The following is a 16067-nucleotide window of genomic DNA, read 5'->3' on the forward strand; positions in this document are numbered from 1 at the left end:
CCTCCTCACAGCACTTCGAACAGGCCGGCAGCACCCATGCCGCCGCCCACACACATGGTGACGACCACATGGCGCGCGCCGCGCCGCTTGCACTCCAGCAGGGCATGGCCCACCATGCGCGCACCTGACATGCCATAGGGATGGCCGACGGAAATGGCGCCGCCATTGACGTTCAGCCGCTCGTCGGGGATGCCCAGCCGGTCGCGGCAATAGAGAACCTGCACCGCGAAGGCCTCGTTCAGTTCCCACAGGCCGATGTCATCGACGGAAAGGCCGAAGCGCTTCAGCAGCCGGGGCACGGCGAAGACGGGACCGATCCCCATCTCGTCCGGCGCCGTTCCCGCCACGGCCATGCCGACATAGCGGCCCAGCGGGCGCAGATCGTGCCGCCGCGCCAGATCGCCACTGACGATGACACAGGCGGACGCGCCATCGGACAATTGGCTGGCATTGCCGGCCGTGATGCAGCCGGCAGGGCCGACCACGGGTTTCAGGGCGGCCAGCCCGTCCAGCGTTGTTTCCGGCCGGTTGCCTTCGTCCTTTTCCACCCGCACGATCTTCTGGAAGCTGGTGCGGGTGGCCTTGTCGGTCACTTCCATGGTGGCTTCTACGGGCACGATCTCCGCATCGAAGCGGCCGGCGGCCTGGGCCGCCGCCGTGCGCTGCTGCGATTGCAGGGCGTAGGCGTCCTGCGCGTCGCGGCCGATGCCGTAGCGGCTGGCCACCACCTCCGCCGTTTGCAGCATGGGCATGTAGATGTCGGGATGCAGGGACAGCAGGTCCGGGTCGGGTTCGGTGCGAAGCCGGTCGGTCTGAACCAGGGAGATGGACTCCACGCCGCCGGCCACCACCGCCTCCATCCCGTCCACGATCACCTGCTTGGCGGCGGCGGCGATGGCCATCAGGCCCGAGGCGCATTGCCGGTCGATCGTCTGGCCCGCCACCGACACGGGAAGGCCGGCGCGCAGGGCCGCTGTGCGGCCAATGGTATGCTGAACCCCCTGCGGCAGGGCCGATCCGATGACGCAATCCTCCACCAGATCCGGGGCGATGTGCGACCGTTCAACGGCGGCACGGATGGCATGGGCGGCCAGCGTGGGTGACGGGGTGAGGTTGAACCCGCCCTTGAAGGCGCGGCCGATGGGCGTGCGGGCGGTGGCGACGATGAAGGCGTCACGCATGGGATCACTCCGGTGAAAGGGGATGGGGTCAGACGGCGTCGTCGGTCGACAGCGAGGCCCGCAGGACGGGCCGCAGGAACTTGCCGCTGGCATTGCGGGGCAGGGGTTCGGTGCGCAGCCAGATGTAGCGGGGAACCTTGAAGCGGGCGATCAGGCCGGACAGGTGGCGGCGGATATCCTCCCCCGTCAGCGCGGCCCCGTCGCGCAGCACCAGGGCTGCCCCCACCTCCTCCCCCAGCCTCTCGTCAGGCACGTCGAAGACACAGGCCTCCACCACGTCCGGATGGCGAAACAGGGCGGCCTCCACCTCCGCGCAATAGACATTCTCCCCACCGCGCAGGACCATGTCCTTCTTGCGGTCATGGATGAAGACGAAGCCGTCGGGATCGATGCGGCCCAGGTCGCCCGTGCGCAGCCAGCCATCCACGATGGTGGCGGCCGTGGCGTCGGGCCGGTTCAGGTAGCCCTTGATGATGCCGGCGCCGCGCAGGCACAGTTCCCCGGTTTCGCCTTGGGGGAGGGGCCGGCCATCGGCATCGATCACCATGGCTTCGAACGTGGGCAGCAGCCGGCCGCAACTGTCGGGCCGTGCAACGAAGTAGGGGCCGGTCACGGCGGTGACGACGCCACAGGTCTCGGTCATGCCGAAACCCGTGCTGGGCTGCACCGGCCGGGGGAAGGCATCGATCTTTGTCACCAGATCGGGCGGGACCGGCGCCCCACCACCGGACAGGACCGACAGGCTGTCGATATCACGGATCAGGGCTTCCGGATGGTTGAGCATCTCCCGTGCCATGGTGGGCACGCCGGTGATGATGCTGACCCGCTCCCGCTCGATCAGGCGCAGGGCCTCACCCGCGTCCCATTTATACATCAGCACAAGTTTCCCACCGGCCGCCGTAACCGGATAGGCCAGGCAGTTGGTGGCCGTGACATGGAACAGCGGTGTGGTGATCAGCCCGACGGGCGGGGCGGATGAGGTCTCCCGGCCCAGGGCCAGCGCCTGCGCCTCGGCCTGGAAATACATGCTGTACAGGGTGTTGGCGCAGCCGCGATGGGTCAGTTGCGCCCCCTTGGACCGCCCCGTGGTGCCGGAGGTGTAGAAGATGCAGGCATCATCGTCGGGATCGATGGCGACATCGGGCAGAGAGCCGGGCTGGCCGATGATATCCGCCCAGGCGGTGACACCATCACGGGCCGGCATGCGCACACCGACGCGGGGGATGGGTTCCGCCAACAGGGGCAGCCTTTCCAGCCGTTCGGCGTCGGCGAAGATGGCCTTGGGCTGGCAATCCTCCAGCGCGAAGGCCAGCTCGTCCGGCGCCCACCAGGCGTTCAAGCCCACCGCCACCAGGCCGGAAGCGACGCAGGCCCAATAGGCCAGCAGCCATTCCGGATAGTTGCGCATGGCGATGGCGACCCGGTCGCCCCTGCGCAGCCCCTGTCCCGCCAGCCATGCGGCCACCGACGCCACGATCCGGTGTGCCTGGGCATAGGTCAGGCGTTCATTGCCATAGACCAGATAATCGCGGTCACCGAACGCCGCCGTGGCCAGCCAGATGGCGCGGGCATCGGGCGGCGCGTGGCGGAAGGCGCGCAGGTTCTTGCCCCTGACCGCCACCGTCGCCACCTCGTAGGGCGCGTCGGGGGCCGTCAGCGTGGCCCAGGCATCGAAAAGCGGCTGGTCGGGGGACGCGGGCATGCAGGTCAATCCCTTGCAAGGTCAAAGACTGCGGCCGACGGTGACGCCGCCATCGACGACGAGCCCGTGGCCGGTGACGAAGCGGGCGGCATCGGACGCCAGGAACAGGGCGGCGCCAGCCACGTCCGCCGGTTCGCCCAGCCGGCCCAGCGGTGTGGCGCGACGGATCGCGGCTTCGGCTTCCGGATCCTCCCAGAGGGCGCGGGCGAAATCGGTGCGGATGATGCCGGGGGCGATGGCATTGACGCGGATGGCGCGGGGCCCCAGTTCCAGCGCCAGATTGCGGGCCAGTTGCAGGTCGGCGGCCTTGGTGATGTTGTAGGCGCCGATGACGTCCGACCCGATCAGCCCGCCGATGGAGGAAATGATGATGATCGCCCCGCCGCCGCGTGCCGCCATGAGGGGGGATGCCAGCGTCACCAGCCAGTGGTTGGCCAGCACATTATTCTCGAACGTCTTGCGGAACGCCTCATCGCTGATGCCCGACATCGGGCCGTAATAGGGGTTGGAGGCGGCATTGCAGACCAGAATGTCGATACCGCCGAAATGCGCCGCCGTGCCGCCGATCAGCGCCTCCAGCGCGGGTTTGCTGGAGATATTGGCGGCCAGTGGCAGGGCGCGTGCATCGCCATGGCGGGCGTTGATCGCCTCGGCGACCTCTGCGCAGGCCTCCTGCCGGCGGCTGGAGATGACGACGCGGGCGCCGGCATCGGCGAAACTGTCGGCGATGGCGCGGCCGATGCCCCGCGATGAGCCGGTGATGACCGCGACCTTGCCGGTCAGATCGAAGGGGGACATCTCGCTTCTCCTTATGCTGCGCCGGCCAGCCGGGCCTGGGCCCAGGCGGTGCGGGCCAGGGGCAGGGTCTTGGCGGCGGTCCGCTCCGCGGCGTCACTGCTGGCCGTGCCCGCCAGCAACCGTTTCCTGATGCCCTGGGTGATGCCGGCCAGCCGGAACAGGTTGAAGGCGAAATACCAATGCAGCCTGTCGGGCACGGGCCGACCCGTGGCGGTGGCATAGAGATGCAGCACCGTGTCTATGGACGGGATGCCGGCCGCCGTCAGATCCAGCCCCTCCAGCCCCGCCCCGCCATCCATGGGCATCAGCCAGTTGACCAGCAGGTAGGTCAGATCGGCCAGCGGATCGCCCAGCGTCGCCAGTTCCCAATCCAGCACGGTGGCCACCCTGGCCTCGCCCTGGGCTAAGACCAGATTGTCGATACGGTAATCACCATGCAGGATGCTGGTGCCCGACGGTTGCGGTACCGCACGCGGCAGCCAGTCGATCAGGCTTTCCATCTCCGCGATGTCATCGGTCTGCGCGGCGCGGTACTGCCTTATCCAGCGCGCCACCTGCCGCTCGAAAAAATTCCCCGGCTTGCCGAAATCGTCCAGGCCGACGGCGGCCGGGTCGATGGCGTGCAGGGCTGCCAGGTTGCTGACCATGCTGCCGTACAGCGCGCCGCGCTGCGCCGGCGTGCGGTCGGGCAGGGTGCCGTCCCAGAAGATGCGACCTTCCACCATCTCCATGATGTAAAAGGCCGCACCCAGCACATCCATGTCCTCGCACAGGCCATAGGGGCGGGGGACGGGGAACCCGGTCGGGTGCAGGGCGGCCAGCAGCCGATATTCCCGCTCCACCGCATGGGCCGAGGGCAGAAGAGGCCCCAGCGGCTTGCGGCGCAGGACGTAGTGACGGCCGGGCGTGGTCAGCCGGAAGGTGGGGTTGGATTGCCCGCCTGCGAACTTCATCCAGGTCAGGGGGCCCTGGAACCCCTGCACATGGGCCTGCATCCAGGCGGTCAGGGCGGCTGTGTCCAGCGTTCCCTGCTGCGGCATGCTGGTCATGGCCGCACCCGTTCCTTTGCGGCGATGGTTTCCGGCAGGTGGGCATAACGGGCGAATTCGGCACGGGCGATGGCGCGGGCATGCACCTCGTCCGGGCCATCGGCAAAGCGCAGGGTGCGGTGCAGGGCCCATTGCCGGGCCAGACCGAAATCCTCTGAAACCCCGCCGCCGCCATGGGCCTGGATGGCATCGTCCAGCACCTGCAGTGCCATGGTCGGGGCCTGCAGCTTGATCATGGCGATTTCCAGCTTTGCCGCCTTGTTGCCCGCCTTGTCCATCATGTCGGCGGCCTTCAGGCAGAGCAGGCGCGTCATCTCGATCTCGGTTCGGGCCCGCGCGATGCGCTGCTCCCAGACCGAATGGTCGGCGATGCGCTTGCCAAACGCGACGCGGGTCAAGAGGCGTTTGGCCATGGCCTCGATCGCAACCTCCGCGGTGCCGATGGTGCGCATGCAATGGTGGATGCGGCCGGGGCCCAGGCGGCCTTGCGCGATCTCAAACCCTCTGCCCTCGCCCAGCAGCAGGTTGCCCACCGGCACGCGCACATTCTCCAGCCGGATCTGGGCATGGCCATGCGGCGCGTCGTCATAACCGTAGACGGTCAGCATCCGCTCCACCGTCACGCCCGGTGATTTCAGGTCCAGGATCAGCATGGATTGCTGGGCATGCGGGGAGGCATCCGGATCGGTCTTGCCCATCAGGATGGCGACCGCGCACCGTGGATCGCCGGCCCCGCTGGACCACCATTTGCGGCCATTGACGATGTAATGGTCGCCGTCACGCAGGACGCGGGTTTCGATATTGGTGGCGTCGGAGGAGGCGACGGCCGGTTCCGTCATCAGAAAGGCCGACCGGATGTCGCCGTGCATCAGCGGGGCCAGCCAGCGATCCTTCTGCGCGCGGGTGCCATAGCGGTGCAGCACCTCCATATTGCCCGTGTCGGGGGCGGAACAGTTGAAGCATTGGCTGGCCCATTCGACCCGGCCCATCTCCTCCGCGCACAGGGCATATTCCAGGTTGGTAAGCTGTGTGCCTTCGAATACGAAGCTGTCATCCACGGGCGGGGCGCCGGAATGGGGCGGCATGAACAGGTTCCACAGCCCTTCCGCCTTGGCCCGTTCCTTCACTTCTTCGATCACGGGGATCACCTTCCAGCGTTCCCCCGTTTCGGCCTGTTGGTGATAGTCGGCCTGGCGCGGCAGGATGTGGTCCTGGATGAAGGAACGTACCCGGTCGCGATAGAGCGTCTGACGCTCGCTCAATGTGAAATCCATCGTTCCACCTTATCCTTGGTCGGTCTGTGTCATGTCGTGATGCCGCGCGCCGCGCAGGGCTGTGGGGGAGGCGCCCAGCCATTCTTTGCTCGCGCGCCACAGGCTGCGCCGGTCGGCGAAACCCAGTTCCTGCGCGATCTCGTCCAGTGGCTGGTTGGTCTCCAGCAATGTCAGCAGCCGGTCCCGCCGCACATCGCGGGAGATGCGGCGAAAACTGGTGCCCTTCTCCGCCAGCCGTCGTTTCAAGGTGGCGGTGGACAGGCCCAGGCGGCGGGCGGCGGCGGGTTCCGGCACGGGCTGCTGGCGCAGCATCTCGTGCAGTTGCCGCACCACGTCCCGCCGGTCGCGGGTGTGATAGGGTTGATCCTGGGCGATCATCTCCAGGCTGTCGGCCACATGCGCACCCATGGCGATGAATTTCCGCGCGCCCAGCCGCACCTCCAGGTCGCGGGCGCGGTAGGTCAGGCAGACGCCTGTCCCCTCCCGCATGGTGTCGCGGCAGAGGCCGGCCAGCAGGCTGCCATCCGCCGGGTCCAGCAGCGCCGACAGGCGCAGCGCAGCAGGCCGGAAGGGACGGGCGGCCATCCAGAGCAGCCCGCAATGGATGGCCAGTGCCACGCATTCGACATAGCATTCCACGCCCCGCTGTCCCGCCGCCGGTCCCTGGCTTTTGAAATCCAGGCGCAGGTCGCCTTCCGCATTGGGCGTCAGGCCGATGGCGATATTGGACGGGATGATGGCGGCGACATGGGCCAGGCTGTGCAGCCCTTCACCCAGGGTGCGGGCCTGGTTGACCAGGGCCAGCACGGCCTTCCAGCTTTTGGGCGGCACCGGCTGGCGGCCATGGCCATGTCCTTCATCGTCGGTCAGCGCCACATTGCGATGGACCATGCGCCAGACGTCGCGGCGGGACAGCAGGGGCGGCAGCACCCCGTCAGAGGACAGGCGGATCGACCGGGCCAGCCGCGCCGCCTGTGCCGGCCCGAAGAAGGCCGTCACATAGCGGTCGGACAGCAGGCCGGGCTCCAGTTCCGCCGCCATGGCTCACCTGACCCAGAAGCCGGGGGTGGAACCGCTGAACCCGACGGCGCGGTAGGCGGCGTCAACAAGGCTCTGTCCCCGGTCGTTCAGCCCGACGCCGGTGCCGTGCCGGTTCATCACATAGCCGAAGGACAGGCCCGCCTGACCATCGGCGAAACCGATGCTGCCGCCCATGCCCGGTGTGCCGAAGGCCTGTTCGCCCAGGATCACATGTTCGCCCTGCCCCAGCGACCGGCTGCCCCAGGATTTGGAGAAGCCCAGGGTGAAACTGGTGGGCAGGCGCAGGATATGGTCGCAGGAACTGGCCGAACGGACCGTGCGCATGGCGGGCAGGGCGTCGGGGCCGACCAGCCGGATACCATCCACCGACCCGTCGCGCGACAGGGCGGCATAGGTGCGCGCCAGCCCCCGTGCATTGGCAATGCCGCCCACGGCCGGCAGTTCGGCCGCGTGGTAGGCAGGGGAATTGGCGGTTTCCAGGCTGACATGCCCGCCGCCATTATTGATCAGCTTCCAGCCATGCCAGTCCGGTTCGGACAGCAGCTTGGCGGCCATGGGCGAACGCGGGTTGAAATCGGCGAAGATCAGGGGCGCCACACGATGTTCCTGGGTTTCCGGCAGGCCGATCCAGACATCGGCCCCCAGCGGCTCCGCCACCTCTTCCCGCAGGAAGCGGCCGATGCTGCGGCCGGTGATGCGGCGAACCAGTTCGCCCTCGATCACGCCGATGGTCAGGCCGTGATAGCCGTGGGTGGTGCCCGGTTCCCAGATCGGGGCCTCCGCCGCCAGCCGTCCGGCGATCAGATCCCAGTCCAGCATGGCGTCGCGGGGCAGGTCCTGCTGCCAATAGGGCAGGCCGGCCTGATGTGACAGGACCTGGGCGACGGTAATGTCCTGTTTGCCGGCGGCAGCGAACTCCGGCCAGTAGCGGGCGACGGGTGCTTCCACATCCAGCAGGCCCCGGTCGATCAGCATGTGGATACAAAGTGCGGCCAGCCCCTTGGTGGAGGAGAAGACCACGACCATCGTGTCTTCCGTCCAGGGACGGCCCGTCTCCCGGTCGGCCACACCCGCCCACAGATCGACGACGGGCTTGCCATCCAGATGGATGGCAATGGCGGCCCCCACCTCTTCGCGTTCGTCGAAATTACGCTGGAACTCTTCCCGTACCGCGCGGAAGCGTTCGTCACAGAAGCCGTTGATCGTCACCATCGTCGCCCCCCTCAGAACCGAACGCCGGCGCCGATGCCGAAGGTGCGGGGGGCGGCATAACTGACCGCCTTGCCGGCCCCCAGCAGGCCGCTATAGATCGTGGTGCCGGAGACTAGGGTCTTGTCGGTGACGTTGCGGACATAGCCATAGAGGCGCCACGGCCCGTCGGTCGGCGACAGGGAGGCGTTGAGGTTCAGCAGGCCGAGGGGGGCCTGTGAGTTGCTGCGATCGTTGAACTCGTTGAAATAGACCCGGCTGCGCCAGGCATATTGTGCGCCGACCGACGCATCGAAATCGGCGGATACCGGGAAATCGTAGCTGGCATTCAGGTTCAAGGTGCGGCGCGCAACATTGGGCAATTGTTTGCCCGACAGGTCCAGCACGGGGCCGCCCACCAGACCCGGCAGCACCCGGCCATTGGCGAAGCGCTTGAAGGTCGGGTCCAGCAGGGAGGCATTGACGCCCAGGGTCAGGCCACGCGTGGGCAGGAACGTCGCCTCAATCTCCGCCCCCCGGATGCGGGAGCGCGGGGCGTTGGACAGCGCCACCTGCGTGCCCACCACCTGGGAGATCTGCAGGTCATCGTAATCGCTGCTGAACAGGGCGCCGTTCAGGCGAAAACGGCGGTCCAGAAAGCTGGTCTTCGCCCCCAGTTCCACCGTCGCCACGCCTTCGGGGCGCACGGGGGCGGTCTGCAGGGCGCCCAGATTGATGGCCCCGTCCTTGTCGGCGGTCGCGTAGCTGGCATAGACCAGCATATCGGCATTCAATTGCCCCTCCAGCCCAAGTTTGAAGGGCAGGAAGTCGTTCTTCAGCCTGTTGTGGAACCCGTCGATATTCACCCCGAAGAAGGGGAAATGCTGGAATTCCACCGCCTTCTTGGTCGTCTCGCTATAACGCACCTGGGCGGAAACGGCCCAGATGTCGGTCAGGCGCAGGCGGGCATCGGCATAGATGGCATAGGCCTGGGTCTTCACCCGGCCGCCGCCATTATAATGGAAGGGCCAGAAGGCCGCCGCCGGGGCTGTCGGGTCCAGGTAGGAAAGCAGGCTGGGCGTCTGCACATCCACCACCTGATCCACGCGGTTGTCCTGATATGTCGCCCCCACCAGCCAGCGCAGCGTCGCCTCGTCCGGGGAGGCGACATGCGCGTCGGCGAAGAAATCGTCGCTGTCGGTGGTGGTGAAATACTGGCAGCCGGCAAAGGCGGTGCCGTCGCAATCATTGATGAAGCGCTGCTTGCTGGACCGGTAATTGGCCAGCAGGCTCAACCTGTTGTCGCCGATCGGCTGTTCGAGGCCGGCATTCAGGTTGGTGACGTCCAGCGCGGTTTCGCCGACATTGGCGAAGATCGACCGTGGATCGCTGCTGGGTACCGATCCGTTGATGGTCTGGATCGGATAGATGACGCCCGGCTGCGGCACCACCTGCATCGCGGCGCCATTATCGTCCTGATCATACTGGCTGAACAGCAGGCGCAGGCTGCCCTCATCCGGCAGATGCGTCAGCGTTTGCACCCGGAAGGCGTGCGACTTCTGTCCGTCCAGCCGGTCGGGCGCGCCGGGCTGCCCGTCCAGACGGTTCTTCGTGTACCCGTCAAAATCCTTGATCTGGTAGGAGAAGCGGGCATCGGTATTGGCAAAGCCCAGCGGGCCGGAGACATGGCCCTGGCTTTCCCGCCGGCCCCGGTCGCCGACCAGTGCATCGGCCGCCGCCTCCAGCGTGCCAGTCGGGCGGGTGGAGATGACATTGACGGCGCCCCCCACGGCATTGCGCCCATACAGCGCGCCCTGCGGCCCCTGCAGCACCTCCACCCGGTCGATATCGAACAGGCCGGTATTGGTGGAACGCTGGTCGGTGATATAGGCGTCGTCATTGTAGAAGGCGACACCGGGATCGCCGCCGGCATTGATGAAGCTGTTGCCGATGCCGCGAATATAGAACTGGCCGACATTGCTGGTGGCGTTGAAGGTGACGCTGGGCGCGGTCAACTGAATGTCGGCCAACTGGTCCTGGCCCCGGTCGGCCAGGGTGGCGCCGTCCAGCACGGAGACGGCCTGCGGCGTGCGCTGGCTGGACCCGGCGCGGCGCGAGGCGGTGACGATGATCTCGTCAAGCTGGGCCACGCCGGCATCGGCGGCGGCCGGTTCGGCATGGGCCATTCCCGGCAGGGCAGCCCCCAGCAGGGCGAGCGCCGATACCGTCATTCTGGCCGTGATCTTCATTTTCTTCCTCCCTGGTCGGTGCGGCTTGGGCCGATCACCGGTTTTCTTGTGGGGAAGTGTGAGATCAGGGCGGCGGCGGGTCGAGGACAGGTCCGGCACCGGCAAGGGGACAGTTTTTATCTTACATCAATTTCCCTCAAGCGCCGGGCGCCGCCATCCGGCGGCTTGGCTCGCGGCGCATACGCGCCGGGCCGGCGACCGCCGGCCTCCTATCCGCCTGAAGGTCAGCCTTCAGGCGGACTGGGATCAGCGCCAATGACCGTTACGGCAAAGCGTGCCCAGAAAGCGCAACAGGGCGCGGTTCACCGCCTCGGGCGCTTCCTGCTGCACCCAATGGCCGGCGCCATCAATCAGGGTGGTGCCCCGGAAATCCGTGCAGGTCATGCCATCCATGGCGCGCACCGCCTTGGCCATGCCCGGCATGCGCAACACCCCATCCTCTGCCCCGGCGATGAAGCAGGCGGGAACCTGGATACGCGCCCCCGTCAGCGGTGCGGTCAGCGCCCAGTTGCGGTCCAGATTGCGGTACCAGTTCAACCCGCCGCGATAGCCGGTGCGACGATAGGTGGCGGCATAGACGGCCAGATCCTGCTCGCTCAGCCAGTCCGGCAGGACAGGCACGGGATGGCTGGCACCCACCAGCCCCATGCCGTCGGGAATGACCAGCGGCCAGCCGCGCCCCGCCTTCTCCGCCGCCCCCGACGCGCCGACCAGCAGGCGGCGGTGGGTCTCCGCGGGATCGGCCTCCAGATCGGCCTCCGCCACGCCCGGTTCCTGAAACCAGACCATGTAGAAACGCTCCATTCCCTGGGCGCGGGCCATGCCGATCAGGCTGCCATGGGGTCCGCGTGGCGACCAGGGAATGGCCAGCCCCGCCACGGCGCGGAACCGGTCCGGCCGCATCAGGGCGGCATGCCACGCGACGGGCGCCCCCCAATCATGGCCCACGATCACGCAACGCTCGATCCCCAGCGCATCCAGCAGCCCGACCATGTCGCCCACCAGATGCAGGATCGTGTAATCCTCCACCGCCTCCGGCGCCTCGGTATCCCCGAAACCGCGCATATCGGGCACGATGACCCGATATCCGGCCGCCACCAGGGCCGGCACCTGATGCCGCCAGCTATGCCCCAGTTCCGGCCAGCCATGGCAGAGCAGCAGGGCGGGGCCATGCCCCTCGTCACGATAGGCAATGTCGATGCCGTTGGCCCGGACAGTGGGCATGGGTGGTTCCTCGGCTGGTGGTGGGTGAACCGGTCGAGTTGAACGGAGCGGGTGGGTGCCGTCGAGGACAGGTTGGGCGTGGCGTAGGGGACAGGTTGTGCGGAATGAAATAGTAGATGGCTGAAATTTTGAATGTAGAATACTATTTCTTCCTGACGTTTTTTATGAAATATTCTATAATATCTCTATCTGATTTAGAGATAACTCCGAGATATTTTCCAAAATTATCTAGGCTAATTTCTGATATATTATCGTGTCCGATTTGCGACAATTTCATTTTATTGTAAGTTATCGATCCAGTGACAACGTACCGTGCGGGAACTCTCATTGCTTCTTTTTGACTGGAATAAAAAGGTATAACTAGATACCTATCTTCTTTATTGCCAAATACAATCGCTGGCCTTGGCTTTCCAAGGCGCAATTTTTTATCACCTTTTATGGTCCATATATCCCATTTTTGTGGAGTATTTTCTACTTTTGGGCTTGAAAGAGTCTTGGAAAGTGCATCTCGCATTGGCTGAAAAAATTGAACATAAGAATTGTTAAATTCGCTTGCAGATGAGAGGTATTTTAAGTTATTTGGTGGATTAATAGAAATACCTAAAAATATCTCCTTATAATCACTTGGAATCGATTTGCTCAGGGAGTATACATGAAATACGTTATCCAAATACTTGGTTATATCAAAAACACTCTGATCGTATATTATTTCTTCTATTTGTGAAAGAGCGCTATTTACCAAGGCCACTCCGACGTATTTTTTGATCTCCATTTATTTTTCCTTTCAGTTGTACGCCTTTGCGTATAATAATCATATATTATTTAACGTCAATACGAGATTGTGTATTTCATTATAAACTTATAAAACTCGAAATGTGCTGTCAAAATTTAAATCATCACCAATATCCTCGTGCTTATTTTTTCGTAAAAACCCCACCAGCGCCTTCAACGCCGGTGGCGTCGGGCTTCTGCCCGGATAGTAGAGGAAGAAGCCCGGAAATGGCCGGCACCAGTCCGCCAGGACGCGGACCAATCGCCCGTCTGCCAAAGGTTCCGCGACCGCGCTTTCCGGCAGGCAGGCGAGGCCGGCGCTGTCCAGGCAGGCGGCCAGGATCAGGTCGGTGTCGTTGACCGACAGCGGGCCGGTCACGGCGACCTCCACCGGGCCGTCGGGGCCGTGGAAGGGCCAGCGGTAGAGGGCGCCGGTTTCGGGCCAGCGGTAGTTCAGGCAGGCATGGGCGGACAGGTCGCGCGGGGTCTGGGGCGGCTGGTGCCGGGCGAAATAGGCGGGCGTGGCGACGATGGCGAGGCGCAGGTCCGGGGTCAGGCGCACGGCCACCATGTCCTTCTGCACCCGTTCGCCCACCCGGATGCCGGCATCGAAACCTTCGGCCACCACATCGGTCAGGGCATCATCGATGGTCAGTTCCAGCAGGATGTCGGGATAGGTGCGGGCGAAGCGGCCCAGTTCCGGGGCCAGGATCATGTGGGCCGCCACGCGCGACAGGTTCAGGCGCAGCCGGCCCGACGGCCGGTCGGTGCGGGCCCCCACGGCGGCCACCGCCCCCTCGATTTCCGCCAGCGCCGGCTCCAGCCGGGCCAGCAGGGCCTGTCCCGCCTCCGTCACGGCCACGCTGCGCGTCGTGCGGTTCAGTAGGCGCGCGCCCAGGCGCGTTTCCAGATCGCGGATCATATGGCTGAGCGAGGAGGGCGACAGGCCCAGGCGCAGGGCGGCGCGGCGGAAGCTGCGTTCCCTGGCCACCGTCAGGAAGGCGGTCAGTTCCGTGAATTCCGATCCGCGCATGATTGATGGCTCCGGCCCAATACCCCATGCGGATTATGATGGATTGTTGTCTATAATGACAGGCCTCACGCTGATGCCCTTCCTGACTTGAAGGGTATTGCCATGACTTCCATCTTTGCGTCCCCCGCCGCCCGCCCGCTGGCCGGCCGTACCGCGCTGGTCACCGGTGCCGGCACGGGCATCGGCCGGGCGGCCGCCCTGGCCTATGCGGCGCTGGGCGCCACTGTCGTGCTGGCCGGGCGCCGCGCCGCCGAACTGCAATCCGTGGCCGATGCCGTTACGGCGCAGGGTGGCACGGCGCTGTCCGTGCCCACCGATGTGACGGACGAGGGGGCGGTCGCCAATCTGATCGCGGCGACATTGGCCCGGTTCGGGCGGCTGGACATCGCCTTCAACAATGCCGGCCTTTCCTCTTACAGCCCCATCGACCAGCATGGGGTGGAGGATTTCGACCGGGTCATCGCCACCAATGTGCGCGGCACCTGGCTGCTGCTGAAGCATGAGGTCGCGGCCATGCGGACCGCCGGTTTTGGCGGGGCCATCGTCAATACCTCCTCCATCGCGGCCAATGGTGCCACGGCGGGCCTGACCGCCTATGCCGCCAGCAAGGCCGCCATCGAGGCGATGACACGTGTGCTGGCGCTGGAGGTCGGGGCCGCCGGCATCCGCGTGAACTGCGTCAGCCCCGGCGTCACCCGCACCGCCATGATCGCCGGCTTCCCGGAGGAGGCGCTGGGCGTGCTGGCCAACCATGGCGCCCTGAAACGTCTGGCCGAGCCGGAGGACATTGCCGATGTCGCCGTCTGGCTGTCCACCGACGGTGCGCGCCATGTCACGGGGCAAAGCCTGCTGGCCGATGGCGGGTTCAATCTGGCGGGCTTCCGCTAGAGCGTATTTCCGGGAACCGGAAACATGCTTGTCTTATGAGTTCCCCGGCTCATTCGGGAAGAATGGTCCGCTTGGTGTGGGTGGCCACCCATACCAAGCGGTGGGGGATGGATCGGGAAACCGCTGGTCGCAAGGACCGGGCTGGAGTTTGATCACCCACGTCTTTTCCACAAACCTGAGCTGACGGTGGGCAACGCTGCACAAGGCCCGCCAGGGGGCCGCCGCGGGGCCGGCCCCAACGGCGCCATCGTGCATTACCGCGCGACCCCAGCCACCAACCGCCGTATCGAGAATAACAGCGTCTTCCTGCTGGATAGCGGCGGGCAGTATCTGGACCGACCCCGCTGGTCTCCGGCGGGGATCTCGCCTGGCTGGAGCAGGCAACGGCGGCAGTCTGACATTGGCTGCCGGTGGAGGCTGAACCGCTACACCTGTGCTTTGAAGAAGCGCTGCTTCAGCGGCAGCATGGCGGCGCCGATGGCGGCGGCGTTGCCCGGCGCCTCGGCCGGGACGATCCGGGCCGTCGGCCGCTTCTGTGACCGGCGCTTCTGGTCATAAAGCTCAATGGCGGGGATCACGCGTTCGGCCAGCGGGCGCGGTATCCGTCCGCCCAGGACCACAGCGTCCAGGTCCAGGATGGCGGTGGCGTTGGAGGCGATGATCGACAGGCTGTCACGGACACGTGCGACCCAGTCATCAATGGCGGGCCAGGCCGGGTCGAACCCGTCAATCAACTGGTCCACCGTGTCGAAGCTCCGCCCCTGGCGCGCCACAAGCTGGCGCAACAGTTCCAGGTTGGGGAACGGATAGATGTTGGCGGGAAGGCCGCCCGCGAATTCCCCCGCATTGCCATGCCGGCCACGCCAGACCTCCCCGTCCAGGACCACACCGCCGCCGACGCCCGACGCGATATAGAGATAGGCGAAGCTGCGGGCCCAGCGGCCGACACCGACCAGGCTTTCGCCCAGGGCCGCGACATTGCCGTCATTATCGGCGATGGTGGGCAGGCCGAACCGTTCCTGGAACAGGCCGGCAATATCGATATTGGCCCATTCCTCCAGGCTGTGCGGCGTGTTGAAGCCCGATCCCTCACCGACGAAGGAACCGGGAACGCCGATACCGATGCCGGCCAGCGGTCGGCCGCCGGTCAGGGGCAGCAACCCCGCCATGGCCCCGTCCAGCCAGTCGATGGCGCGCTCCACCGGCAGCGACAGGAAACCCTGACGGCATTCGCCCCGGATGGTGCCGGTGAAATCCACCAAAGTGACGGAAGCCGCGTCGGTCATGATCGACACGCCGAAGGAGAAGGCAAATTCCGGCGTCAGCTCCAGCGCGGCGCTGGGATAGCCCCGCCGGCCCGACTGGACCTTGTCGCCGGTACGCACCAGCCCATCATCGATCAATCCACCTATGATGCGTGAGATCGACTGCTGGGTGAGGTCTGTTGTCTCGGCGATCCGGGCCTGTGTCGCCGGACCGCCCCGGAAAAGCAGATCCAGGATCCGGCGCTCGCTTTGGGTCAGCGCCGCGTGGGTGAGTGCGGGAAGGTCAGTTTTCTTCAAGGAATCCATGGGTATTTCCGCTCCGCCACCGTCCGCTTCCGCCCCTGCCGGGACCGCGGCCGCGATTGGGTGCCTAAAATAGCGCTTGCCAGCTCGTCATAAAAGAT

General features: G+C 65.7%; 13 protein-coding genes and 1 pseudogene. 2 read left to right on the top strand and 12 right to left on the bottom strand.

Annotated features, from left to right (window positions below; genetic code table 11):
* Window positions 1-5 precede the first annotated feature (5 nt).
* The 11 genes from KBA48_RS21375 to KBA48_RS21425 form a co-directional block, all read right to left on the bottom strand.
* Window positions 6-1181 (bottom strand): acetyl-CoA C-acyltransferase, encoded by a 1176-nt coding sequence (locus KBA48_RS21375; RefSeq protein WP_292910168.1) that lies wholly within the window; start codon window positions 1179-1181, stop codon window positions 6-8.
* Between the two features lie 28 nt (window positions 1182-1209).
* Window positions 1210-2883 (bottom strand): class I adenylate-forming enzyme family protein, encoded by a 1674-nt coding sequence (locus tag KBA48_RS21380; RefSeq protein ID WP_292910170.1) that lies wholly within the window; start codon window positions 2881-2883, stop codon window positions 1210-1212.
* Window positions 2884-2904: 21 nt separating this feature from the next.
* Complete coding sequence (locus KBA48_RS21385) at window positions 2905-3681, bottom strand: SDR family oxidoreductase (protein WP_292910172.1); 777 nt, start codon at window positions 3679-3681, stop codon at window positions 2905-2907.
* Window positions 3682-3692: 11 nt separating this feature from the next.
* On the bottom strand, window positions 3693-4730 hold the full coding sequence (locus tag KBA48_RS21390; RefSeq protein WP_292910174.1) for a phosphotransferase family protein: 1038 nt from the start codon (window positions 4728-4730) through the stop codon (window positions 3693-3695).
* Window positions 4727-6004 carry an acyl-CoA dehydrogenase family protein gene (locus KBA48_RS21395; RefSeq protein ID WP_292910176.1) on the bottom strand — a complete coding sequence of 426 codons (1278 nt, stop codon included), beginning with the start codon at window positions 6002-6004 and terminating at the stop codon, window positions 4727-4729. Before KBA48_RS21395 ends, KBA48_RS21390 begins: the two co-directional genes overlap by 4 nt.
* Window positions 6005-6013: 9 nt before the next feature.
* On the bottom strand, window positions 6014-7045 hold the full coding sequence (locus KBA48_RS21400; protein WP_292910178.1) for a helix-turn-helix domain-containing protein: 1032 nt from the start codon (window positions 7043-7045) through the stop codon (window positions 6014-6016).
* 3 nt (window positions 7046-7048) lie between these two features.
* A complete protein-coding gene (locus tag KBA48_RS21405; protein ID WP_292910180.1) occupies window positions 7049-8257 on the bottom strand; it encodes a serine hydrolase in 1209 nt (402 codons plus the stop codon).
* An 11-nt stretch (window positions 8258-8268) separates the two neighbouring features.
* Window positions 8269-10482, bottom strand: a complete 2214-nt coding sequence (locus KBA48_RS21410) for a TonB-dependent receptor (protein WP_292910182.1) — start codon at window positions 10480-10482, stop codon at window positions 8269-8271.
* Window positions 10483-10728: 246 nt separating this feature from the next.
* Window positions 10729-11706, bottom strand: coding sequence for an alpha/beta hydrolase (locus KBA48_RS21415; protein WP_292910184.1), 978 nt, complete (start codon window positions 11704-11706; stop codon window positions 10729-10731).
* Window positions 11707-11848: 142 nt separating this feature from the next.
* Window positions 11849-12478, bottom strand: coding sequence for a type II toxin-antitoxin system PemK/MazF family toxin (locus tag KBA48_RS21420; RefSeq protein ID WP_292910186.1), 630 nt, complete (start codon window positions 12476-12478; stop codon window positions 11849-11851).
* A gap of 87 nt (window positions 12479-12565) precedes the next feature.
* Window positions 12566-13510, bottom strand: a complete 945-nt coding sequence (locus KBA48_RS21425) for a LysR family transcriptional regulator (RefSeq protein ID WP_292910188.1) — start codon at window positions 13508-13510, stop codon at window positions 12566-12568.
* A gap of 102 nt (window positions 13511-13612) precedes the next feature.
* On the opposite strand from KBA48_RS21425, the gene KBA48_RS21430 reads away from it, so the two are divergent.
* Both KBA48_RS21430 and KBA48_RS33060 read left to right on the top strand, forming a co-directional pair.
* A complete protein-coding gene (locus tag KBA48_RS21430) occupies window positions 13613-14398 on the top strand; it encodes an SDR family NAD(P)-dependent oxidoreductase (RefSeq protein ID WP_292910190.1) in 786 nt (261 codons plus the stop codon).
* Window positions 14399-14623: 225 nt separating this feature from the next.
* Window positions 14624-14734 (top strand): annotated as a pseudogene (locus tag KBA48_RS33060) (M24 family metallopeptidase); the annotation flags it as partial.
* A gap of 89 nt (window positions 14735-14823) precedes the next feature.
* Here the strand turns inward: KBA48_RS33060 and KBA48_RS21435 are convergent.
* A complete protein-coding gene (locus KBA48_RS21435; RefSeq protein WP_292910192.1) occupies window positions 14824-15969 on the bottom strand; it encodes an ROK family transcriptional regulator in 1146 nt (381 codons plus the stop codon).
* Window positions 15970-16067 lie beyond the last annotated feature (98 nt).

This window comes from Niveispirillum sp., from assembly GCF_017996735.1.
In the GTDB taxonomy this organism is placed as follows: domain Bacteria; phylum Pseudomonadota; class Alphaproteobacteria; order Azospirillales; family Azospirillaceae; genus Niveispirillum.